Raw genomic sequence first — 24,303 nt, forward strand, 5'->3', positions numbered from 1 at the left:
GAAACTTCAAAAACTTTAAAACTAAAATTCTTATCGCTTTGAACATGCAAAGAGAGAGAACCAATCTGATTCTCTCTCGTGCTTAGTTATAAGTCACCCACTACAGTTGACAAAGAGCCTTTTTATTATTTCTTTTCTTGTTTGTAGAATTCTTTTAAGGCATCTTGCCAAGTTGGAATGACAAAACCAGTGGCCTTAGCCTTATCTAAATTCATCGTTGAATTCAGCGGGCGCTTAGCTTTGGCTGGAAAGGCAGATGAATCAACCGGCAGTACCTCAACAGAGGTATCTTTAAGAATTTCAACAGCGAAATCATACCAAGTTGTATCTTCTGCGGCATCATTTGATAGATGATAGTAGCCAAAATCTTTTTGATTTTCAGCCAAATAAGTCATAAATTCAGCCAAAGTACGTGTCCAGGTTGGACGTCCATGCTGGTCGTTAACAACAGTCAATTTGTCATGTGTTTTAGCCAAATTTTGCATGGTAAAGACAAAGTTCTTTCCATAATTGCCAAAGACCCAGGCAGTACGAATAATATAAAATTTATCCGCATATTTTTCAACATTTTCTTCACCCAAACGTTTTGTACGGCCATATTCAGTTTGCGGATCTGGCTTATCTGTTTCCAGCCACTCTTCTCCCACTGGCTTTTTACCATCAAAAACATAGTCTGTTGAAATATAGACAAGGGTAGCATCATACTTAGCAGCAGCTTTGGCTACATTTTCAGTTCCCGTTACATTGATGGCATAATCCAATTCCTTGCCCTCATCCTCTGCTGCATCTACTGCTGTATAGGCCGCACAATGGTAAACCAAACTTGGCTGTACCTGTGAAAAGACTTGTTCCACTTGCTCAGCTTTGGTAATATCCATTTCAGCAACATCTACTGCTACATATTCTTCATTGCGTTCGTCAAGTAAATAGCGGAGCTCTGTTCCGAGCTGACCATTAGCACCTGTGATAAGAATCATTGTCTTTACTCCTTCTGGGCAGTGCCCAATATAATAACTATTGCCTTTTTATTTTAACAAAAAAAGGGTAAACTTTCATCCCTTTTCTTTAATAATATAAACTGGACGTTTTTTGGTTTCCAGAAAAATTTTAGCAATATAGTTACCAATAATGCCCAGCGCCAGCAATTGCAAGCCACCAATAAACAAAATAATAGAGATTGTGGAGGCCCAGCCTGCAACAGGATCCCCATGAATAAGATAACGAATAATGATAAAGATAATGCTACAGAGTGAGATAACAAAAGAGCCTGCACCAGCCCATGTAGCCAGCTTAAGCGGTACCTCGGAAAAATTGATGAAACCATCAATCGAATAGCGCAAAAGGCTCCAGAACGACCAAGAAGTCTCACCAGCTACCCGTTCACGATTTTCATACGAAACGTAAGCTACATCAAAACCAACCCATGAAAACAACCCTTTTGAAAAACGATTGACCTCTTCAAGCTGCAAGATGGCATCAACGACCTGACGAGTCATCAAACGAAAATCACGAGCTCCGTCAACCATTTCAGTATCTGAAACCTTATTGATAATCCAGTAAAAACTCTTGGCAAAGAAAGAACGGATAATCGGCTCTCCCTTACGATCTGCACGGCGGGTGCCTACCACATCATGACCTTCTTGAATTTTGGCATACATTTCAATCAGAAGTTCAGGGGGATCCTGCAAATCGGCATCCATAACAGTTACCAAGTCTCCGTCTGCTGCCTCAAGTCCCGCTAAGAGCCCTGCTTCTTTTCCAAAATTACGTGAAAACGACAGGTAGTGAACATTATCAAATTCACGTGCAAGCTGACGCAAAATAAGTAAAGTCTTATCTTTGGAACCATCATTGATAAAATAATAGTTAAAGATTAGCTCATCGGCTAACTGCTGCTCAACCTTCTGACAGGCGTCTAAAAACGGGTGAAGTGTTTCTTCCTCGTTATAACAAGGAACGACAATACTAAGTGTTTTCATATTTCTAACCTAAAAGGCCTTGATAGTCAAAGCCTTCCTTTATCGAATTCCAAGTGCAATACGAGCATAGCGGCTCATTTTCTCAATAGACCAAGCCGGTGTCCAAACCAATTTTACTTCAGTTTTGGTCACTTCTGGAACATCTCTCATGACATCATGAATTTGATCTGTAAGCAGATCTGCCAGAGGACAGCCCATAGTCGTCAAGGTCATGTCAATCTCAGTATAACCATCTTGTTCAAAACGAATTTCATAAATCAAGCCTAAATTGACAATATCGATACCGAGTTCAGGGTCAATAACCATTTCCAAAGCTTCCAGAATACGATCTTTGATTTTGGCTACCTCTTCTTCTGTGTAACGTACTTCTGACATTAAATTCCTCCTCTTTCAAGCACCCGAAGCTGATTTATCTTAGTAAACAACCTTTTATTTTTCAACTTAGCAAACGCTGTTAACAGCTATATTTCTACATCAATCAGGTATTTAAAAACCATCTGTGTTTAAGATTTCCTTTTACAAGGACAGTTACATTGGGAACTAATCTAACATTCACTTCTTTACGCTTTAAAATGTTTTCCCAAACTTTCTGCAATTCAAAATAGCGTGCTGTCTAGCTAAGCTGATGGTAAGCGTGCTTATCAATCTTCAATAAAGTCTTTGAGTTGCTTACTTCGGCTTGGGTGGCGAAGTTTACGAAGAGCCTTAGCTTCAATCTGACGAATGCGTTCACGTGTAACATTGAAGACTTTTCCAACATCTTCAAGCGTACGCATTTTCCCATCATCAAGACCAAAGCGCAAGCGAAGAACATTTTCCTCACGGTCTGTCAAGGTATCAAGTACTTCATCCAATTGCTCACGCAGAACAACACGTGTTGTGTAATCCACCGGATTTTCAATGACTTCATCCTCAATGAAATCTCCAAGATGGCTATCATCTTCTTCACCGATTGGTGTCTCAAGAGAAACCGGCTCTTGAGCAATTTTCAAGATCTCACGTACCTTATCCGGTGTCATATCCATACGCTCTGCAATTTGTTCAGGCGTTGGATCCTGCCCCAATTCTTGCAGAAGATTGCGCTGCTCACGTACCAATTTATTAATCGTTTCAACCATGTGAACAGGGATACGAATAGTACGTGCTTGATCTGCAATAGCACGTGTAATGGCCTGACGAATCCACCAAGTAGCATAAGTTGAAAACTTGAATCCTTTAGAATAGTCGAATTTATCAACAGCCTTCATAAGACCCATATTCCCCTCTTGAATGAGGTCAAGAAACTGCATGCCGCGTCCAACATAGCGCTTAGCAATAGAAACAACCAAACGCAAATTAGCTTCTGCCAAACGCTGTTTAGCTTCAAGGTCACCATTTTCCACAGCAATAGCCAGTTCTTTTTCTTCTTCATTTGTCAAAAGCGGTACAACCCCAATTTCTTTGAGGTACATACGGACAGGATCGTTCACCTTAGCTGAATTAGAGCCCAGCAATTCTTCATCAGTCAGCTCTTCTGGCTGCGGTGCTTCAACGACATATTTTGAAGACGGATTGCCTTCCTTATCCGTAATTGAAATACCGCCATCAGTTAAACGTTCCAAAAGATCATCAATACCTTCGGCATCAAGGGTGAAAGGAATGACCAATTTTTCAGTGACTTCGTCATCCACCGCAACCCCGTCTTTCTTATGGTTGCGAATAAAATCAGCGACTTGGACATTAAAAGCAGTGTTTTGTTTTTTGGTTGCCATAGTTACTCCATCTCTCGTTTTTGACTGATGAGAGCCTGCAGTGCTTCTACTGCGGCATCTACATCACCATGATTGCTTGAATCTTTAATCTGTTTACTTTGCTTGCGAAGATCCTGCTGTTTTAAATAGCGGAGCCTTCGCTGTTCAATATCTCGAACTTCTTCTAAAGAGGTCTCTTCTGGGAGATTTTCCTCAAGTACTTGATAATAAGCTGACTGAACAGCCTCATCTAAATTGGTCAAGTCTACCGTATTAATCTCACCAGTTGCTTTTAAAAGTTGGTAAAGGACTTGTAATTCTGCTGTCTCAAAGGCAAAATCATCTTTCAGCAAAAACTCATTAAGAACCATGGGGTGATTGAGCATGCGATGAAAGAGTTGATTTTCAGCCCGCCTTAAAGCAGACAAGTGACGGCTGACAGCTGTGCTAAGCTGGACTTGCTGGGGTTCTTGATAGGAAGTTTCATTAGCAGACGCATTAATTTGACGGCGCTGCTTAAGCCGCTCATTATTGACCGCCTGCTCAATCTGAAAATAATCAAAGTCTGGCAGAAGCTCTGCTACTTTTGAAATGTAGGAATTTTGAGCAGTAATGGACGGTGATTTAGCAATGATAGTTGCTATTTTTTCCACATAGGCAATTTCAGCCTGTAAATTGTCTACATTCAACGGCTGCAGCTGACCTATCCAAAACTCCACATCAGAAATACGTGATTCTTTTAAGAGTTTTCCCAGCTCTTCTTCCGAATTCTTTTGCAGGAATTCATCAGGATCCATGTTGTCAGGAATACGAACAATCTCAACCTGAAAATCTCCCAATAAATCCAATGACTTAGCAATGGCATTTTGTCCAGCCTTGTCCCCATCATAAGTTAAAACAATCTTTTTAGTCAGCTTTCGCAGGTGATTAACATGCTCAGGGGTCAGTGCCGTCCCCATAGAAGCAACAGCATTGGCATGCCCTGAACGATAAGCCGCGATAACATCCATGAACCCTTCCATAAGATAAACTTCATGCGTTTTTTGAATGACCGGCTTAGCCTTATCCAAGTGGTAAAATTCATAAGATTTGTTAAAAATTTGAGTTGCCCGAGTATTTTTATACTTAGCCTGCTGGCTCTCTAAATCTTTTTCTGTCCAAATACGGCCTGAAAAACCCACTGTCTGGCCGTACTCATTGGTCAGAGGAAATATAATTCGATTTTGAAAGGCATCAAATATCCGATTATTGCCGGATAGATTAAAAAGTCCTGAATTCAGCAGGGTCTCTTCGTCATATTTTTTTGAAACGGATTGGTAGAGATAGTCTGTCTCATTTGGTGACAGACCAATCTGGAATTCTTTTAGCAAATCATCATTAAGGCCGCGATTGTAGAGATAAGCACGTGCGGATTCACCAATCTTAGTCGTCATCAAAACAGCATGATAAAATTTAGCCGCATCCGCATTTATCTGATAGAGTTTCTGATAAGGACTGGCCGTTCGTTCTGATTGACGGGGGCTTTCCACCTGCACAGCTATTCCCGCACGCTCAGCTAAAATTTTGACACTCTCTTGAAAAGAAATATTCCGATATTCTTCCAAAAATTTGAAAACATCACCAGATTTTCCACAGCCAAAACAGTGGTAAAACTGACGATCCTCAATGACGTTAAAAGAAGGTGTCTTTTCCTTATGAAAAGGGCAGAGCCCCAAAAAATGACGGCCTGTTCGTGATAAGCTGACAACCTCACCAATGACATCTACGATGTTAACGCTGCGCTTAATCTCGTCAATGACAGCCTTATCAATCGCCATCTCATCACCCCCAAAACCTCACACAATTGCATTACTTTTCATTATAACACTCTGTAAAGATAATGTAAAACAAAAAGTAGGCTGTGAGTGTGTCTGTTTTTGGGAGAAAATGAAAAATCATTAAGAGAAACGTAAATAAGACCGAAGCCACAATATTTTTCTTGCTTCAGTCTTGATTATACTGTCTCTTAATGATACAATATTTTTAAGCTGATTAAGCAAGTGTGTTTTGTTTAATCGGTAAGGCGGAAGGTGTTCGCGCACCTTTCGTCTTTTCTTCGTGTTTTTAGTTAGCTTTATTATATCATAATGAGATTCTATTGCAAGCATTTGCTACAAAAAATTACAAGAAACCTTATAAAATCAAGGTTTTTTTGTTTTCACTCTAGCTCATCTACCAGACTCTCCCCGTATCTTGGTTTAACTATTGACCGTCTAAGATGGGGAAGTGTGTAGTCTGATTTTGGGGCTTGCAAAAACTGACCACTGAAATTGCCTTCCTGGTCTTTTATATTTTGATAGGTTTTTCGCCACTCTCCAAAAAAGAGATCTCTCAACTTTCCTTCATGGCTTAAAAGAATGGTTTGGCTCATATTATCTGCGCCTTTTTTACTCCAATACATGCCCCTATTTTTCATCCGATACGTGATTTTGCGATGCTGAGACTCCATGATGCCAATACCGCTTGACGAAAGACCAACCGATTCAGGGCTTTCTGTGTATTTAAAATTTTTTATCAGTTGCCGTTTGAAACGCTGAAAGGCTTCTAATTTCTCGTCTGTATCAATCAATGACTCAGCAGTGTCTAGCACTGTCTTCAGCTGTCCTCTATCCCGATTTTTGAGTGCCTGAAATGCCTGCTTAGTGAGTTCTGAAGGAAATGGTCTCAGCTGTGTCTTAATAGCTTGGTTCACGTGAAAAGCATCCCAAAAATGAAAATGCTCTTTTGGTCTAAAACCACTGACGAGCTCCCTGAAGAAATTAGGAGAATACCCCTTCCCACCGTCTGAGTTGGTTATAATGACTGTCTCAGGGGTTAGCTCAAAGCGTTCTGTAATTAAATCAAGGAGCTTGTCTTTGACCTGATGATAGTGTGTCGATACTACCTCAAATTTATCCATCAGGACATTTCTATTGCCTTTCTTGCTTCCTGTATGGACAACAAAATGACTGAGTTCTACGGACTTCCCCTTCTTGTCAGGTGTTGACTGTTTGACCCAAACGCCATCACCTTCAATATAAAGCTTTTTTGCCTTGATTTTAGTTGAGTGATCCGCTGATCTGTCTGCTGATAAGGAGTCATAATCTGCTTTATCCTCTAGGAGCTGACCTGCGACATTGAGGGCATGCTGAACGGTATTTTTGGTGATATAGATTTTCTTGAGCAGTTCCATGACCTCAACCACTTTCCGATAAGGCATATCGTTAGAAAGTCTTGTGATTTGGTACAAGAGTTCTTGTGAAAACCTGACACGAGGTTCTAGTCCAAGCTTTTCATCTACTGGGATTCTGACAGTGTCCCCCTTTTTCCATCTGCTTCTTGAAAAAGTCATCTCTCCAAAAGAGAAAATGACTGTCCGTTCCTTTTGATTGATTCTCTTGAATCCTTGTGCTCTCATACTTGGCGCAATAGATCGCTCATAGTCTTCAATCATCTTCAGGAATGATTTTTGATTATCTGTTCTCAAACGTTCTGAAAAAGTTAACTCATCAAGCATCATCTCTTCTCCCTTTTCTTACAATACGCCTATTATAGCGAAAATCAAAGCAAGAAAAAAAGACCTCTCCGTTTGGAAAGGTCAGTACAACAATATTTATATTTATCATGATTTTTATATTGGTTTTAATAGTTATTTATATAGCTATTAAAATCATGATGATTATTCTTGATACCGTTCAATCCAGTCATCAAGGAAAGTAGAAGCTCCGCTATATCCTGATGCCTCCGCTATTCTATCCAGCTTCTCTCGATTTTGTGGTTTCAGAGTGAACTGATAAGGAAATTTAGTCTTTCCTGAAGGGCGACCAGCTTTTCGACCTCGCTTCCTCTGGGGCTTAGGGTCTTTCAAGTTTTCCTGAAGGACTTTGCTGATTTTTTCTTTTTTGGATTCAAAAGCCATGGCATACCTCTTTTTAATAGTGATTTTTATAGATATAAAAATAGTGATATAAATAATGATTAAAATTAAGCCTTGTCTGTGAGTTCCTGAAGCTGAGTCAGTGTCTCAGTTAAGCCCGTGAAGAAAGCCTTATGTTCACTCTTCAAGGCTGAGTCAAACATCATATCAATAACCGTCTCATCTTTCGTTGCACGATTAAACAGTTCCTTTTGAGGAATTAAACCAACAACTGACTTATCATCTTTCAGAGCTTCTAACAGCTCTTTTGATTTTGCCGTATTGTGCTTAATCATATTGGGTAAGAAATAAAGTTGTGCTGTAATCAGTGATTCACGACTAGGACGGATAATCTCCGTTTTACGGTATTGTTCTAGGCGAACTTCTAAATTCTCCTTCGCTTCAAAAGCAAAATCACTAGGTATGATTGGGCTAAAAAGCGTGTGACTAACCGCAATCGCATTTCTTGTGGCAATCCCAAAATCAGGACGACAATCTAAAATAACATAATCGTACTGGTCAAGATTTTTTGACTCAAGATTATCCCCTAACCAGTCATACAGATACATATTTTGATTAGGGTCGGTTTCTAGCTTTCTTTCTGATTCATCCAATTTCATTGACCCAGCAATCAAGTCAATATTGGGAGCAACAGATAAGATAGCCACATCATCTGAACCAGCAAAAACATTAGCAACAGTTGACGTATCTTCATAGACATCATAGAAATGAGTTAAATTGCATTGGTGGTCTAGGTCAATAAATAAGACCCTGTAACCTTTACTAGCTAGATACTGGCCATTTAGAAGGGCTAGGGTGGTTTTCCCAACACCTCCTTTAATGGCTACAAAACTCATGAGTTTCATTTACCATCCCCCTTTAATTCGAACACAAAAACCGTCGTAATTTATCCAATAAATATTATTAATTGTGTCTAGTTGCGAATTAGGGAATTTCTCCTTAAAATCTCTAATTTGTTTATCAGATTGAGCAGTAAGTATAACAAATATGTCAGGATTTGAGATAGTTCTTGCAACTAGATCAACAAATGATTTATATTCAGGAGTGTCCTCAAAACGATAGTAACAAAACGGTATAAAAAATTCATCAATAACCACTAACTGTTGTGCTGATGCCTCATCATGTATGGCTGTGTTATTTATTTCTTTTAATTTTTGTACAAAACAGGATAGTAAATCAGAATCAATTGGTTTCCCATTTTTTTTTAATATATCAATATGAATTATGTGGTACTTGTCCCGAACAAGTTTATCATTCATAAGTTCTTTTAAAAAATAGGTTTTTCCACAACCCGCACGACCCATTAAAATAATATTCTTCAGAAAATATTTACTCTCATTAATCCATGATAGATAAAACTCATCATTTGTAGTAGTTTCAAAATCCATTTTAGTCTCCTTTTTTATTTTTATTATAATATAAATCACTATAAAAATCAATATTAAAATAGATATTTTTATCAATATTTTTATATTGATTTTAACCACTATCTTTTTATACGGTGCTTTTCACGATACCGTCTAAAAGTACGCTCGTTGATACCTGTTAGCTTTGCCACATCCTTTCCTTTAATAGCTACAAAACTAATAAATTTCATTTTCCGTTGTCCTCCATACTATTTAATCCTGAAAACTTAGCACATACAACAATAATATTGACCACAAAGAAAGGAACACCCCATAAATTTTCCAGAAGATAGAAACAGTTAAAATGGGCAATAACCTTTCTCCACCATCAATAATTTGTATTACAAAATCAGGAAAATTCCAAAAGAAAGCAAAAAGTAGTGTTATAACAAACGGTACAGTGAATGTTAAAACCACTATAAATATAGTTTGTTTAATTTTTTCTTCCATGAACTTTAATGATTTCTCCAATCTATTTCTATACTCTTATTATAATATAAATCACTATAAAAATCAATATTAAAATAGTTATTTTTATCAATATTTTAATATTGATTTTAATCACTATCTTTTTACACTGTATTTCTCACGATACCGTCTAAAGGTACGTTCATTGATACCTGTAAGTTTGGCCACATCCTTATCTGACATGCCTGAAAGGTAAAGATTAAAAGCATGTTTTAATCTGCTGTCATCAGCTGAAAAGAGTGCCTTCCGTCCCTGATATTTGCCTTGTGTTTTTGCAATAGCTATCCCTTGAGCTTGACGTTCCTTAATTTTTTGGCGTTCTGCTTCCGCCTGGTATTTCACTATTTCCAAGATCAGATTATTAAGCAACAGTCTAAGGTTGTCATCCTGAATCCCATTCAAGGTTGGAAGACCTAAAACTTCTAGCGTTGCTCCCTTAGATTGGATGGCATTCATGACTTGTGTTAATTCCTTGTTATTTCTTCCCAGACGATCTAATTCTGTCACAATGACTATATCTCCCTCTCGGAGATAAGACAACATTGCTGCTAACTGAGGGCGGTCTAGTGTTCTTCCTGATTCCTGATCAGAGAAGATCTTGTCAACGTGCTTCAGTTGCTCTAGTTGCCTGGCTAAATTTTGGTCAGTTGAACTAACCCTAGCATACCCGATTTTTGCCATTTTCCGCCTCCTATTTTGCCTAACCCTATTGTCCGTCTGTTTATCCCTTTAAAATCAAGAAAAAGGAAAGAGGCCAATAGGCTATACCACATTGTCCTCATCCCTGGTTAACGTTCTAACCCCTGCTCTTCTTCTCGCTGGCGCTCCTTGGCATTGTCTTTGACTTCTTCATAGGTTTCAAAGTTGGTCATGATTTCTTCATACCTCTCCCTGAGGCTGTCACGTTCGACTTGAATCTCAAGAACCTCTTTCTCCAATTCACTCAAGGTCATTTGTGGTGCCAGGCCATTCTCAAGCAATACCTGACGGGTCACGTCGGTGTGTTCGCTACCGTCTAATTCTGAGATGGAGGCCAAGACTCGGTTAAGGGTTGCTAGGCGCTGGTCCAATCGATCGAGACTGTCCTCGGTTTGGTCCAGCTGCTCATTGAAACGGTCGCTCAATTCTTCAAATTGGCTGCCATCGGTCACGTCATAGGCCACCAGGAACTCAAACTCTTTGATGAGATGGTCCAGGTCATTGAGATGGTGATGACGTCTGACGATATACTCTCCAGAGGCGTGAGCCAACTGCTTGACTAGGGTGTCCCCTCTCATAAAGCGATTATTTTCTGAGTGGTCAGGGTTGATGAAGTAGAAAAAGTCAGAGTGCTTGATAAAGACTTCAAAGTCTCCCTCCTCGGTCTTTTCGACTTGCCGATAGGGAATTTTTATCGTCCCCGTGTTACGCAAGCCATAGTCCACCTGCAGGTAAATCCCTGTTTGACTTTCTTCACTGACTTGGTCCTTTTTGACAAAGAGGCGCATTTCAAAATCATCCGCCTTATCCGCTTGTTCCTGATCATACGCTTGCTTGATGTCCTCCAGGGAATATGCGGCCTCATTCTTGGACAAACGCTCTGCAATAGCAGCCATAGAATACCGCCCACGTTTGGACAAGGTCGAGTCCCTGGTGTTACGTTGCTGGTCACGGTCCAGGAGCTTATACTTGGCATACTTACCCGAAAAATCCACCTGCAGGTTAAGCACTTTGGCCTTAGCTTTGAAATCTTCCAGGTTGAGGGATTGTTTGAGGAGAAACTCTAAACGGGATTTGATGTCTAGTTTATAGACGGATTTTTTCTGGTAAGCAGCGTAGGCCTTGTGGTCAAAGACAGCTGCTTTTGGTTCAATGATTTTGGCACCTGCTAGGTCTGCATGCTTGTCCGAAATTTTCTCCAGGCTCTTCTTGGTGCCTTTTTGCCAACGAAATTTTTTCAAGTCTACGTTACTGGTGGCATTGAAAATAATGTGGTTATGGATATGGTCCTGGTCCATGTGGGTGGCAATAACAAAGGAATGGTTACCACCTGTCAACTCCATAACCGTCTGCCGACCGATGGCGTGAATTTCCTCCGCTGATAGATTGTCTTCAGGCGAAAAAGACTGGATGATGTGGTGAGCTAAGACCCCTTTTCCTGTGACCAGGTCCGATTGTCTATCACGTCCCATCCGTCTATCAGCCAACTGTTTGGTCAAGGTAAATTCAACGTCTGCAGCTTTGAGATTGGTCACGTCGTGTCCTGAAATGAGTTGTTGCCCAACTTGACCATCACGAACGATGAGGGGAAAATCAAAGTCCCCAGTGACCTCTGGTGAGATGGTCTTGGCGTCGTTTAATATGTACTGGATGGAGCGTCCTAGTCCCGCAGAGGTTTTGATTTGATGGACTTTCGTTACAACCATGTCTCTTGCTCCCCTAAGGTTTTTTTGACTTCTTTCAGGGTCTCTGTCATCAGGCCTCTGATGTCTTCCAACTGGGTTAAGACGTCTACCAGCTGCTCAGGAGATATGCTGCCGTCTGTGTTGGCTACCCGTGCGATTTGGTTGACGTTGGTCCCGATACGGTTAATCTCTGTCTGCAGTTCCTGCAGCCCCTCGACGTTGACCACCTTGACCTCTCCTGTCAAGAGCATAGTCCTGGCAAAACGGGAAAAGCTGGTCAAGCCTGAGTCTGCCAAACGGGTCTTGATAGCTTCATTTTCTGCTTCATCGACAAAAAATCTCTTCAAAATAGGTCTGCTTCGTTTCGCTTCTTCATTGGTCATTAGATTGGTCCTTTCTAGTGCTGAGCTGCCCCAGGGTGGGAAAGGTTTCCCCTTCGGGCAAGCATAGCATTTGTGGCTACAAATGCGAAAATAGAAAAGATGAGCAGGTCTTTCAGCTGCCACCTGGGCACCTGAAAACCGACTCAACTTGTTCTAACTTTGGGGAAACCCCAAGCCCCTTTTGAGGTGTGCGCTGCACACCTATCTGGTCACTTCTCTGCGAGAACTGACCAAGGGACGTCCCCTAATCGGGGACTAATATTCACCTGAGAGGAGCTGGTGATGGAGCACTTGATACTCCACATCCGTGACTCGTTCCAGGTAGGCGATGGTCCGTAAGTAATCTTCTACCAGGTCATCATCTGCTCCCTGGAGGGTTGCCACATCCTGCTGGAGTTGGGCAATCATTTCTGTGCGGCTAGCATTTTCCAAGCTAGGATTAAGGGTGGTTGTTACCTCACCTCTTGTCATTTCTAGGTCGTATAAGGTACTTAAGAGCACGTTAGTGACGGTTGTCATCATGGTCATTTTTTCCTTCCTGTCGTTTGCGTAAGGAACGCTTCAGCAAGTCGCCAGGCGTCGTCATTTGTCGCTCTCCCTCTGGGAGGTCTCCGCCTTTGATTGGGGCGATGACGGCGTCTGACTTGATAACTTTTTTGACGCTGATTCCTCTTTGGTTTTCTCGGATAAGTTGCTAGCTTTATCGGTGCTAGCCTCTTTAAAGGAGTTTAACTTGTCCGTGAATTTGTCTTGAGTGACCTCTTGATTGAGGTGTTTTTCCAGCTGGGTGTCAATTCGTTCAATCAAGGAGCTGGCTTCTTTCTGAACGATTTTGAGTTGGTCTTCCAAGTCTTTTAGTCCCTGTTTGTCCTGAGACCAGCTGGCCAAATAACCAAAGGAATACTCACTCGTATCAAAGCCATAATGATTGGTGACGACGTAAGCGACGGACTCTGCTTGAAGTTCGGCAGTGCTGTAGCTGGTAATATTTTCAGCGACAACTTCAGGGTTATGGAGGTCAGAGTGAGCCATCTCGTGGAAGAGTGTCTTGAGGGTCTGTTGCTGGGACATGCCAGGCTTGAGGAAGATTTTATTTTCCTGCGGGAGATAAACCCCGTTAGCGTCCAAAGTCTTGTCAATACTAATTGGAACCCCGTTAGCCAGTGACACGTCACGGGCAGAACGGTAGAGGGCCGCATAGTTATCCATGGTTCCCTCAAGTTCGTTAATCATCTTGGGAAGATCCTTACCTTCGGTTTGAGACACGTCAAACACAGGGACCAAAATGAAACGGGTATAGGTTTCAGGTTTCCCATCTTTGTCCAAAATGGGGTCACCATTTTTATCTTTACGGGTCACTTTTGTGGGTGCCCAAATCCTAAGAGCCTTAGACCCTTTGATGACCGAACGGTCAAAATCAGACTTCCATTTTTTGAAGGAAGTTACCAAAGAAACGTCTTTATCCTGTGCCATAAGAAGCTGGACATTGTTGAAAGAGTATTTCGGAAACTTAGCCATTGTCTGCAAAAAGGTTTTGTATTGGTCTGATTGGAAGAAATCCCTGACCCCTTCTTTCATGTGTTTAGAGAGGGCTTGCGTGTCCTTGTTGGCAATCATTTCTGAGACGGTTTGCGCTGCAGCGTCATCTGTGAAGGATGACACTGGCTGACTTGGTCCCAGGTGGACCGTGTCAACTTGAGGCGCTGGAATGGTTTTCTCAAGGGTCTTTTCCAGGTCTTCCGTCACGGTAGCTGGTTGAGATGATTGAGCTTTTGGTGCGTCTTGTTGCGGACGTCTCAAAGCGCTCCTAAACTCTTGGAAACGGTCGGACAAGCTGCGACGTCGAGGAGCTGGTTCTTCCCTAGACTGGACAGGTTCCAGGTCTCCACGGGTCAGCACAGACAGCATTTCAGCCCCGTTATCTTTGACGTATTCGTCGTTGATAGAAAGCTGTTCTAGCTGTCCATCTTTTTCTCGGTAAATCCCCAAGATAGCTTTATGGTCCTTGGTTGCAATGTCTGTCTTCAGGCCTCCCTTGACCTTCTGGAGAGACACAGGGTAAGAATAATCTCCCTCTTGATTTTCTTCTGTCCGAAAGGCCAACAGCAAATCTTCATCATCAGATTGAATGGCTTTGGAAACGTCGATACGCTCAAAGCGCTGCAGATCCTGGAGCTGGTCAAAGTAGAAAGACTTGGCATTGACAATAGACTTGATGTTAGGCAAGACCCCCAATTTCTTAAAGGCATTGTTTTGATTAGCAATCAGGATATTGTCAAAATGCCCTTGACCGTCTGCCAGCTTATCTAAAACCTGGCTGGCCGTGAGGGACGTTTCCACAGGCTGGACGCCTGTCAGGTGAGCAAAGTGGTGCTTTTCAAAAGTCAGCTTGACCACTTCGGTGTCTTGGCCATCGATCACGAAATAGTGAACGTTGCTATCTGCCAGGGTTTCTCGATACCAGTGAGACACCTCCTGCAGCATACCAGCATAGTTGTTGAGCTTGGCCAATTCCTTCTCTGTAATCACATGATAGCCAGGACGTCCTTTTGACAAAGGTGTTTGGTCTGTGCTAAAATGTAAGTAAGGAAGGGACACCGTCGGGTGACTGGTAACAGTTTGCTCAAAGGTATCACGTGGTGATACGGGTGTGGGACTGCCTTCAGCTTCGGGCTGTAAAGACCCCTTACTTGCATCGGTCCCTTCAAGAGAAAGCTCCTGGTCTCCAGGGGCTTTTTCTATGTCCTTTGAGCTATCTAATGATGGGTGATTATCTGCCATGACTTGGTTTCCTTTCTGGTCTTTCAGGTAATCATTCCAGTCTGTTTTGGTCTGTCCTTCCGCCAAGGGAGGTAAGTCAGCCAGGACTGGGATAGTTTTCGCCTGCAGCCGTTCGACAAATTGACGCCCTGCAGCGTCATTGTCAACGGCCAGCGTGAGAAAGTCTGCTGGGACCTCCTCTGTTAGATAATTCGTCAAACGGGCCGTATTTTCCAAAGCATGCCAGGTGTTTTCGTTGACCTGGTAATTCTTACCCTCTTTCTCTGCAATCAATTCCATGGTATAGCGGCTAACGGTGCCCTCTTTGAGGCCATCCATAGCAACCAGTCGGACATCCTGCAGCAGGTCCTTATGTGTCTCATAGTAGGACATGAGGTCAATCGGTGCCTCCGCAAAGACAAGACGTTTGGGTTCCCCAATATCCACGTGCATGCCTCCAAGGCCATCAGAGGCTCTGAGAAGCCGTTTAAGCCGTCCACGTTCGTGAGACTCAGGATGAGACTCAATGCCCTGCAGAGAGGCCCCTGTGACCTCTCCGTCACGGTTTAAGGTCTTAAAGACGACAATAGGCTCCCTTAGGTCTCCCGTTTTAAATTGAGCTTCTGCCAGGACGCCTTGACGCCCAAAGAAATTGATGGTCTCATCAGACAAGCCTCTTTCTTGGGTCAAGTAAGCTCTAGCCCTGGTAAAGTCCGCATTTTCATAGGGCGTCAGGCGATACTCAAAGGGCTCACTCTTGACGGCTGCTGCTTCAAAAGTCTTAAACTCTCCTGTCTCCAGGTATTTCTTGGCAGCTCCAAAGGAAACCTTTTCGCCTGTCTGTTCCTCTCGGATAGTCTGTACCAGGTCAAAGACGTCGCCGTGTGTGCCCCTGGAGTACCAGGAAAAAGTGTTTTTATGGGTATCAATCTGGAAAGAGTCGTGTTCTTCCCATTGGTAATAACGGCTGCTTTCTTGCTTCAGGGTCATGCCCAAGCGTTCGGCCACGTCGATGATAGACAGTTGCTTGAGGTCTTCAATGCTGGCCATAAGTGTCTCCTTTCACGGTAAGAAAGGCGTCGATATGCTCCTGGAGTTGCTGATAGACCCGTTTAGACGGTTCAATCAGAGCCACTTCTGTGACCTCTTCGCCTTTAGGATAGACAAAGAGGTAGTCCGCTAAGACCAGGTAATCCTCATAGGAGACCTGCTTGAGGCTTTCTCGCACCAGAAGGGTACGGATGGTTTCATCCGTCGTTCCTGGAGTGATAGCGCCACTTAAGGCCATCTCTCGGATGACGTCGATGACAATAGGGGTGGGGAGGTGTTGCTCGATACCGTCCAGAAAGCCGATACCGTGTCCTTGTGTAGTCATAAATTGCTCCATTTCTAAGCGGTGAGTTCTGTCTGATTCCAAGGTAAATCCATATCAGTAACCGCTGCTCGGTCGATGATTTCCACGTCGGAAACAACAACATTTTGGTACCATTCTTCAATATCGGTCATGGTACGCTCATAGTGATACCACTTGCCATCACCTGGTCCTTCTGAAATCTCCGCATAGTGTGGGTGGTTTTCCAAAGGGTAACGACGGTCTTTATAGACATTCTGCTTGGAGACAAAGACCAGGGCTTCATCCCCACCAATACGGGCGATTTCATCTGGCGTCATCAAGTCACGACCGATAGAGGACGTGGTCACAGATGAGGAACCATTTTGAGCGTTGTAGGTTTGAGACGAATTGTCTTGATTGATGGTCTGTTTCCCTGCACGCATAGAGTAGTATTCCATGGTTTCCTTATCTTGGGTCCCCAAGTAGATGTGGGTCCCACTGTTATTAAAGAGGGTTCGCCACTGGTCTCCATAGAGGGCCTTCATTTGGCTGATAGCCTGGATAAAGATAGTCATGGACTGCTCACGGGAACGGATGGAAGATTGTGACTCGGTCACGTTCATGAGTTTCCCTAACTGGGCAAACTCATCCAGAAGATACCTGAAATGAATCAGGTTCTCTGCCTTGACCGTCGGATGGTTCCCTCTGAGGACCTTGTCCGCTTCAGCTGGCAAGACCCTGAAACAGGTGACAAAGAGGAGATTGGCGATAAAGTTATAGGCGCCATCAGCCTCTGGGATGGCCACAAAGACAGCTGTCTTTTCGGTCTGCCACTTCTCAATTTCCATGGTGTCGTGGGCAATGATTTGGCGGACAGCAGCATGGTCAAAGACGGAGAAACGACTGGCTGCAATGGCCAAGACAGACATAAGGGTATTGCCACCAAAGTTACTCATAAAGAGGTTGAATTGCTTGCAAGCATAATTACCTGGAAGGTCTTCCTCCAAGGCGGCAAACATGAGCTCTACAGGACTTTCAACGTCAGGATTTTCACGCTTCAGCAAACGCAACATATCTGTGACCTGGGCTAAATTTGGCTCATAATTACCCTTGACCTTGCCATCAAAGTAGAGATAGCCGATTAGAGCCCGAATCAGGAAGGCTTCTGCCTGCGCCCAGAAATCTTCGCCTTTGTTATCACTACGCTGAGTCGCCATGATGAGGGCTTCAGCCACTCGATCGATGTCATTCTCAGAGGTCATGTATTGAAAGATGTTAAAGGTGTCACTGTTCTCCAAAGAAATCAAGTCTAGAACCTTAACGGTGTAGCCTTGTTCCTCCAGGAGCTTTCCTGTCTCAAAGACAGTCAAGCCTTTAGGGTCAGTCATAGCAAATGAAGCGTTTAGTTGCATGATATTAGGTTTCCCAACAGAGCGGGTTTTCCCGTCCCCTGGAAGACCAATAACCATGACGTTTTTATTGACCTGGTAAAGATAAGGCAGACGTTTGTTGTAAAGGCCCATTTGAGCATGCTCAGAGAAAATCATGTTATGGGATGGGTCTTCATCCTCATAGCGTTTCATCTCTTCCGTCGTCGCAAAGCGTGCAGACCCGTGTTCTTCCTGGTGACGATAGACGCCCGTCTGACGACGTCGAAATGCCATGAGAAAGACAAGGAAAGCGACAGCTACCCCCAGACCAGCTGACCAAAGGTTAAACTGCAGGTCAATCCAAGCCTTCTCAGAGAAATGGCTCATCATCCAGCTAAAACGGCCAGTCCCCAAGGGGTCAGCCATCGAGGAGGTATCAGGTGCCGCTTGAAAGAGTTTCACCAGCCAATGAGTCAGGTAGAAGGCTACCAGAGCAAAGATGAGATAAGGGACTTTGGAACGTTGATAGGTAACTTCTTCTGTCATTTAGAGACGTCTCCTTTCGTTTTTTCTTTAGCAGCTGATTTGGTTTTGTTAGCTGCAGCCTGAGCGGCCAGTTCGTGCGATTGGTTTTGGAAACGGGCCAATTTGTCCTCTAAACTCATGTTCTGAGGACTCTTGGCCAAGCGTTGGGTCAATTTTTGGCCTTCTCCTGGTGTTGTGAGCTGGTCCACGGTCCGCTCAAAGGCTTTCTCCACCAGGGCTCGGTCTTTGGCCTTGAAGAGCATATCCACCTTACCATCAGGGCGTTTTTCAAAGGCTACTCCGATATGGAGCTCTTTCATATACTTTTTGAGTTGGTTCAGGTTCATCTCAGAGCTGAGAAAGGTTTTGATGTCATTTTGCCCTTTGGCAGCAGCCAGCTTGTTCCAGCTAGTTTCTCCTGCAAAACGTCGATTAGCGATAACGTCACGGGCAAAGTCTTTTCCTTCGTTAGCCACGTAAAGCATGGACTTGAGAAAGACTTCTCCAGTGAATTTGCCTAGGTCTAGCATACGACGGGCGATTTGTTCTTGGTCCATAAGGTCTCCTTTTTAGGCTATGCAAAAAGCAGCTCCTCTCTTTGAAGCTGCTTTTGAGTGTGATGAATTAAGCTTTTAAACGGTCCTTGAGGGCAACGGCAAGAGCACTCAGAAGACTGGTCAGGCCAAGACCTGTCAACCAAGGACTGGTCTCGCTACCTGTATTTGGCAGGGTTGCGGTCTCGCCTGTGCTGGTTTGACCAGAAACCGTGCCATCATCATTGACCGTCCAACCCACCGCTGCAGCGTCAACCGTCTGTGTGGTGCCAGTTGTGGTGTCTTCGACAATCACTTGACCGTTCGTGGTACCGACAATAGTCTGACCTGAAGCTGTTTGGACTGGTGTCATAGTTGCTGCTGCAGTGCTGCTTGACGTATCGCCTGTTCCTGCTCCAGAGGAAGCACCCTGACCTGTTGAGGGAGCAGGCGCTGCTTGTGTGCTGTCTGCAGTCGTCGTGCTGCTGCTTGTTGTGCTATCTGTACTGCCAGCGGTTGACGTGCCATCCCCTGCAGGTGTCGTGGTGCTGGTATCTGTACCAGAATCTGTTGAGCTGGTGTCTGTAGTTCCAGAAGCAGGGTCAGTTGGTGTGGTCGCCGTGCTGGAGTCTGTTCCTCCTGCGGTTGTGCTGCTGTCAAAAGTTCCTGTTCCTGTGTCTGTTCCCGTTGTTGGGGTTGTGGTACTGCCATCAGTAGCTGCTACTGCAGAATCAGACCCCGTCACCAGGGCTGCAGAACCTGTGTCCGTTGCTGGTGTGGTAGTGTCATCCGCAAAGCTTTTAGGGGCAAGCAGCAAAGCTGAGAAGGTGATGGCTGTGATAAGGGCTGCTTTTGTTGATTTATGTGCTGTCATGGTGTTTTCCTTTCTGGTGCTCTATCCTAAGAGCTCTTGTGTTGCTGTGGGTGTGCTAGTGTTAATCTAAATAATTCGCCATCTCAGGCTCATCTGTTACCAGGTAGCCATAGGTCGAGGATTCGTCTGCCGTGACCTCAAAGGTGATAAGTTGAGGTTCTGCAGAACCCTCATCCGTTCGGTAGGAGACGACATAAGATAACTCATAGGTGTCTTTGTTGGTGTGAGTGACTGCCTCCAAAATCACGGATTGGATGGTGCCTGAAGGCAAGTCCCAATCACGAGACTGACGAGGACTTTCGACAAACTCCGTCAGGTTGTCCGTGTCCCCTGAGAAATAGTTAGGGAGAAAGAACCGAGTGAAGACATCCAGCTGATGTGCTTCCTGGCTTTCTGTTTGGACGCTGGTCACACTTTCCTTAAGGGAAGATAGGGTGCGGCTTTGTTGCCAATTTTGAAGGCCTAGGAAGGCCGTTAGCCCTAGGGAAGCGACCAAACCAAAGGTCAAGAGGCTTAACCAAAGTGTTGGGGCCTTACCTGCAGGAGCTGCTCCTTGAGGTGGTGTTGGTTTTGAAGCTTCTGAAGCTGATACTTGTTCAATAGCTGCAGGCACTGGTTGAGGTGTTGGAGCCTCCGAAACGACTGGAGCTTGTGAGGTAATAACTGGAGCAACACTTTCTGAGCTAACCTGTGATGTAGGCGGTGCTGAGAGAGGCTCTGTGAGCTCATTTCGTTGAGATTCCTGGACAAGTGCCTTCCTATCGAGCTTAGGTTTCCTCTCCTTGCGCAAGCCAAAGCCTCGCTTTTTGGTTTCTTCTTGACCAAAGCCAAGCAAAAGCGCATCCGCACGTCGAGGGTCTGGTAAGGTAAGGTCTTTAGAAGCCAGGACACTGCCGTCCTCAGTGATTTGAGACACTACTAGACTGGCGGTGTCTTGCTCATGGCTGCAGCGAACATTTTCACTGTCTAGGTAATTTAACAATTCATCACGATCCTGGAAGACGACTTCTTGTCTGGTGACTTGGTTGGTCAATTGAAACATAAGCGGTCCTCCTTAGGAGTGATGAGGCGTCAAGATGAGCTGTTCAATTTCCTCCAGGGACTTGCCGCCTTCTTTTGCAAGAGCGGTCAAATAATCTGCCAAGAGATTTTGATTGAGGGTTTCTTGAGCGGTCATCTTAGCCTCAAGGTCTTGAGCTTGTTCCTGGAGTTTCTCCAGTTTCTTTAGCCCATCTTCGTAACGTTTTTTCTGGTCTTGCCAGGTGATTTTTTTAGCCATGTCTGGCTCCTTTCTTATTCTTCGTCGCTAGTCGTTAGGCTGCCATAGTCAGCGCTGCTGGTGGTGCCTTCCGTGTTTGAGGTCAAGATGATGGACTCCATCTTATTGACCAGGTAATCCCCGTCTTGCTCGACATAGGTCAAACGCAAGGTAGCTTCATTGACCACGTCAGTCTGTGCGTCGTCATAGTTGTCTTTTTCTGAAAGCAGGGTATTGGTGTATTTGACTTGAATCAAGACCACTAGGTTCTCTTCGTCAATGTAAATGGTGGCGTCTTGGTATTCAAAATCCACCACATAGCCTTTATAGGCTTGGTTCTGCGCTTCTTCCTCCAAGCTCACTTGCTGGTTGTAGAGCGAGTCCGTCATAAAGGGTTTGTATCTGGAGCGATTTTCTTCCAGGTCTTTCTTGGTGTAATAGGCCACCAAGAACTCCTCAATCGTCTCACGTGTCAAGGTCTTATCGCTGGTCTCCTCCGTTGTGCTAGCCTTGGTTTCAGTCTCACTCTGCTCTGATTGGCCAATCTGGCCAAGACCAAAGCCTAGAACAACTAAGAAAATGCCAGCAAGGACAAGACCAAGCTTCTTCAGGCGATTGAGTTTAGCGTAATCTAGCATGTTGTCTCCTTTCTTATGGTGCAATCGCAAAGGTATAGTAGTTTTGAACGGTCAAGACACGGTAATGAACCTTGTCTTGAACGCCATCATAGTTACACTCGGAAATCAGGAAGGTGCCATCGTCATTGACGGCCTCCACAAAAGCCACGTGGCCATAGCTGGAGTAAGTGCCATCAAAGCCACCGACAACGGACATGACCGCTCCTGCTTTCGGAACTGAACTATAGGTCCAGCCTTTGGCCACCAGGGAAGCAACCCAGTCGCCACCGTTACCATTGTTACTTGACAAGGCGTTTCCAACAAGACCTGTCTCAACTAAACGGTTAGCCACATACCAGGTACATTGACCGACTGGATAGCCATTACCTGCTTGAGTTGTCATGGAGGCTGTGCTTGGTTTGCCATAAACCAATTTATTCTCCCAACCGCTAGGAAAATCAAAGCTAGAGGCTTCCGTTCCTGTGGACCCTGTTGTTCCTGAGGATTTCTGGGTCAGGTAGGTCAGGATTTGATTGGCATTGTTTTGACGCTCTGCCAACTTATCCCCCTGGTTACCTTCCCAGTTATTGAGGAATTTCTTGGTCAAGGTCGCCACATCGTCTGAGCTGGTCAGGATTTCCTTAGCAATCTGAGTATAATAAGGACTATCTCCCTCCAGGATAAAGTCTATCTGCAGCTCCAGGTCATACCACTTCTTGCCCTGGGCAGCTGCGTACTGCAGGAGAAGGGTGTGCCGAGTAGAGCCATCAGCGGTATCGGTCCATTGACCAAGTCCCAGACCTCGATGGAGGATGTTGGCATAGGCGCCGTTATAGATTTCTGGCCCACTGATAGACAACCAGGTCTCATCGTCCCAGGAAGTGTCAGAGGCCCCCACAGGAGGGTCTAAATAGTCCCCTTCGGCCCGTTTCGCCGTGATGTTTGACTCTGTCGCAAAATTGCCCAACATGGCTGCTATCCCGTTGTCCGTCGCTTCAGGAACCTTTTGCTTGATATAGTCACTGACTGCCTTAGCCCGTGTCGCCAGGTCGCCTGAAATATCCAGGTCAGACATGACCGACGTGGTCTGGTTATAAGTAACTAATTGGAAATAAAAACCGACATTGACGTAAGTCCATTTGGCCTCCTTGTCCTTGGTGGCTTTTTCTTCCAATTTCTTGTAGTAGACTTCTTGACCAGAGGAGGATTTGACGGTCCCGATGACATCTCCTTCAGAGACCTTATCTCCCGTCTTATAACGGATACCCTCCACTTTCTTGTAAGTAAATTCAGCGTCTGAGGTTTTGATGATGACATCACTCCCATCGACGGTGATTTTCCCACTCATAACGGCTAAGAGTTCCTGGCCTGCAGAGGCCTTTAGGAGGGACCCATTATAGACGTCATCCTCTGAGGTATTACCAAAGCGTTTGAGAATGACCAGAGGGCTGTCATAGTTGTCCTGGTCCGTCGGTTGGTAAAAGGGATTACCAAGCTCCTGGAGATAGCCATAATAGCCCTCAATGGCTCCCTCTTCCATGATAGACTCGTATTCTGAGAGAGCGTCACCACTCAGGGTGAAAATAGAGCCTTCCGTCTTATAGACGTCTTGCATAGTTTTCAGGTCAGAGGTGTCCTGATTGAGGCTGTTCCAGACATCTCGCAGCAAGTCCTTATAGGTGGTGTCGTCTGACGTGTCGTTAGAGGACTGGCCGACGACATTGGTCCGGTCTTTCAGAGAGCTGCTGCTCTCTTTGTAAACATCATCGACCTTATAGTCACCGAATTGGTAATTCATGTAGGTCATGACCGAATCAATATCCGTCCAGTAGTCCACCTTGTCATTGGATTGGGTGCGGTCCATCTCGGTCATGTAGAGCCAGGCTTTGTTGAGTTCAAATTCATCTTGCTCCATGGTTGTGGTGGTCCCAGCAAACATGGACAGGACTAAGACAATCAAGCCTCCAATCACAACAGCCTTGGCCGATAGGGGATTTTTGAGGATGGTCAGGAAAGGTTTGCTGACGACTCGGCCAGTGGTGCTGACCACTTTGCCTGCCACCCGTGACGTGCGTCCCAGGTGCGTTCTGGCAATCCGACGTCTCATCCGTTTCAACTGGCTCGCCAGCTTAGTCTCCCACCGGTTAGCTTTGGCGGTACGAACAAAGCCCTTGCCACGGGCAAAGTTATAGGTTCGATTAGCCAGGCCGTATGTGTTCTTAACGACCCTTTTGGACCCTCTAGCTGCATACTTAGAGACCCGTTTGGCCTGGGCAGCGTTGGCATTAGCTTGACGGATTTTCTGACGGGCCTGAACCATATCCGCCAGCACGTCGTCGTTACTGGCTGCGGCTTCCGTGTAATTGCGAGCCTGGACATAGCCCTTCTTGGCCATCCGTTTCTTGAGGCTTCCGCCTTTGACGTTATTGACAGTCTGTGTCTTGGCCTTCTTAGTAGCCTTGTAATTGATTTTGTGGTCTTCCAGTTTCTGGAGGGCCGTGTGTTGGACATCCTCACTTTCGCCCTGCTTGCGGACGAAACGATACTCCTTCTTGGCTTGGGTACGGCTCAACTTAGCCGACCGAAGCTCTTGCTTAGCCGCCTTAATGATTTGACGTGGCGTGTTACTGGTCATTTCTGAGCGTTTGGTCTTAGCCAACTGTCTCACCTGGCGACGATTATCCACGGTCTTTTGGACCCAATTCTTATCATCAGCCATAAGCGCCTC

At 44.6% G+C, this 24,303-nt stretch carries 23 protein-coding genes and 1 pseudogene; all 24 read right to left on the bottom strand.

Going from position 1 to position 24,303, the window contains the following annotated elements; translation table 11 throughout:
• Positions 1-125: 125 nt before the first annotated feature.
• Positions 126-977 (bottom strand): dTDP-4-dehydrorhamnose reductase, encoded by an 852-nt coding sequence (rfbD, locus tag ACVRZ8_RS01455; RefSeq protein WP_447447553.1) that lies wholly within the window; start codon positions 975-977, stop codon positions 126-128.
• 75 nt (positions 978-1,052) lie between these two features.
• Positions 1,053-1,979 carry a glycosyltransferase family 2 protein gene (locus ACVRZ8_RS01460; RefSeq protein ID WP_447447554.1) on the bottom strand — a complete coding sequence of 309 codons (927 nt, stop codon included), beginning with the start codon at positions 1,977-1,979 and terminating at the stop codon, positions 1,053-1,055.
• Positions 1,980-2,018: 39 nt separating this feature from the next.
• Positions 2,019-2,354: a metal-sulfur cluster assembly factor gene (locus ACVRZ8_RS01465; RefSeq protein WP_447447555.1), complete on the bottom strand. Its 336-nt coding sequence runs from the start codon at positions 2,352-2,354 to the stop codon at positions 2,019-2,021.
• Positions 2,355-2,620: 266 nt separating this feature from the next.
• Entirely contained in the window at positions 2,621-3,730 is a 1,110-nt protein-coding gene (rpoD, locus tag ACVRZ8_RS01470; protein ID WP_447447556.1) for an RNA polymerase sigma factor RpoD, read from the bottom strand.
• A gap of 2 nt (positions 3,731-3,732) precedes the next feature.
• Entirely contained in the window at positions 3,733-5,526 is a 1,794-nt protein-coding gene (gene dnaG / locus ACVRZ8_RS01475) for a DNA primase (protein WP_447447557.1), read from the bottom strand.
• Positions 5,527-5,906: 380 nt separating this feature from the next.
• Positions 5,907-7,247, bottom strand: coding sequence for an ISLre2 family transposase (locus tag ACVRZ8_RS01480; protein WP_447447558.1), 1,341 nt, complete (start codon positions 7,245-7,247; stop codon positions 5,907-5,909).
• Between the two features lie 159 nt (positions 7,248-7,406).
• Positions 7,407-7,646 (bottom strand): hypothetical protein, encoded by a 240-nt coding sequence (locus ACVRZ8_RS01485; RefSeq protein ID WP_447447559.1) that lies wholly within the window; start codon positions 7,644-7,646, stop codon positions 7,407-7,409.
• Between the two features lie 65 nt (positions 7,647-7,711).
• Positions 7,712-8,509: a ParA family protein gene (locus ACVRZ8_RS01490; RefSeq protein WP_447447560.1), complete on the bottom strand. Its 798-nt coding sequence runs from the start codon at positions 8,507-8,509 to the stop codon at positions 7,712-7,714.
• Complete coding sequence (locus tag ACVRZ8_RS01495; protein WP_447447561.1) at positions 8,510-9,052, bottom strand: P-loop NTPase family protein; 543 nt, start codon at positions 9,050-9,052, stop codon at positions 8,510-8,512.
• Positions 9,053-9,150: 98 nt separating this feature from the next.
• Positions 9,151-9,228, bottom strand: a pseudogene (locus ACVRZ8_RS01500) (recombinase family protein); the annotation flags it as partial.
• A gap of 55 nt (positions 9,229-9,283) precedes the next feature.
• Positions 9,284-9,520, bottom strand: coding sequence for a hypothetical protein (locus tag ACVRZ8_RS01505; RefSeq protein WP_447447562.1), 237 nt, complete (start codon positions 9,518-9,520; stop codon positions 9,284-9,286).
• A 114-nt stretch (positions 9,521-9,634) separates the two neighbouring features.
• Positions 9,635-10,219 carry a recombinase family protein gene (locus ACVRZ8_RS01510; RefSeq protein WP_447447563.1) on the bottom strand — a complete coding sequence of 195 codons (585 nt, stop codon included), beginning with the start codon at positions 10,217-10,219 and terminating at the stop codon, positions 9,635-9,637.
• Positions 10,220-10,326: 107 nt separating this feature from the next.
• Positions 10,327-11,943, bottom strand: coding sequence for a relaxase/mobilization nuclease domain-containing protein (locus ACVRZ8_RS01515; RefSeq protein ID WP_447447564.1), 1,617 nt, complete (start codon positions 11,941-11,943; stop codon positions 10,327-10,329).
• On the bottom strand, positions 11,934-12,305 hold the full coding sequence (locus ACVRZ8_RS01520; protein WP_447447565.1) for a MobC family plasmid mobilization relaxosome protein: 372 nt from the start codon (positions 12,303-12,305) through the stop codon (positions 11,934-11,936). Before ACVRZ8_RS01520 ends, ACVRZ8_RS01515 begins: the two co-directional genes overlap by 10 nt.
• A 255-nt stretch (positions 12,306-12,560) precedes the next feature.
• Positions 12,561-12,776 carry a hypothetical protein gene (locus tag ACVRZ8_RS01525; protein ID WP_447447566.1) on the bottom strand — a complete coding sequence of 72 codons (216 nt, stop codon included), beginning with the start codon at positions 12,774-12,776 and terminating at the stop codon, positions 12,561-12,563.
• A 111-nt stretch (positions 12,777-12,887) separates the two neighbouring features.
• A complete protein-coding gene (locus ACVRZ8_RS01530) occupies positions 12,888-16,115 on the bottom strand; it encodes a PBECR4 domain-containing protein (RefSeq protein WP_447447567.1) in 3,228 nt (1,075 codons plus the stop codon).
• Positions 16,102-16,440, bottom strand: a complete 339-nt coding sequence (locus ACVRZ8_RS01535) for a hypothetical protein (protein ID WP_447447568.1) — start codon at positions 16,438-16,440, stop codon at positions 16,102-16,104. Before ACVRZ8_RS01535 ends, ACVRZ8_RS01530 begins: the two co-directional genes overlap by 14 nt.
• Positions 16,441-16,454: 14 nt before the next feature.
• The gene (locus tag ACVRZ8_RS01540) at positions 16,455-18,314 is read right to left on the bottom strand and encodes a VirD4-like conjugal transfer protein, CD1115 family (RefSeq protein ID WP_447447569.1); all 1,860 of its coding nucleotides are present in this window, start codon (positions 18,312-18,314) and stop codon (positions 16,455-16,457) included.
• Positions 18,311-18,850 (bottom strand): DUF3801 domain-containing protein, encoded by a 540-nt coding sequence (locus ACVRZ8_RS01545; RefSeq protein WP_447447570.1) that lies wholly within the window; start codon positions 18,848-18,850, stop codon positions 18,311-18,313. The genes ACVRZ8_RS01540 and ACVRZ8_RS01545 overlap by 4 nt, the downstream gene beginning before the upstream one ends.
• Positions 18,851-18,917: 67 nt before the next feature.
• A complete protein-coding gene (locus ACVRZ8_RS01550) occupies positions 18,918-19,700 on the bottom strand; it encodes an LPXTG cell wall anchor domain-containing protein (protein ID WP_447447571.1) in 783 nt (260 codons plus the stop codon).
• Between the two features lie 61 nt (positions 19,701-19,761).
• Positions 19,762-20,742, bottom strand: coding sequence for a hypothetical protein (locus ACVRZ8_RS01555; protein ID WP_447447572.1), 981 nt, complete (start codon positions 20,740-20,742; stop codon positions 19,762-19,764).
• Positions 20,743-20,754: 12 nt separating this feature from the next.
• On the bottom strand, positions 20,755-20,979 hold the full coding sequence (locus ACVRZ8_RS01560; RefSeq protein WP_447447573.1) for a hypothetical protein: 225 nt from the start codon (positions 20,977-20,979) through the stop codon (positions 20,755-20,757).
• A 14-nt stretch (positions 20,980-20,993) separates the two neighbouring features.
• A complete protein-coding gene (locus ACVRZ8_RS01565; RefSeq protein ID WP_447447574.1) occupies positions 20,994-21,596 on the bottom strand; it encodes a hypothetical protein in 603 nt (200 codons plus the stop codon).
• Positions 21,597-21,609: 13 nt separating this feature from the next.
• Positions 21,610-24,294, bottom strand: a complete 2,685-nt coding sequence (locus tag ACVRZ8_RS01570) for a phage tail tip lysozyme (protein WP_447447575.1) — start codon at positions 24,292-24,294, stop codon at positions 21,610-21,612.
• Between the last annotated feature and the right edge of the window lie 9 nt (positions 24,295-24,303).

The sequence above is a fragment of the Streptococcus dentiloxodontae genome (genome assembly GCF_053206925.1).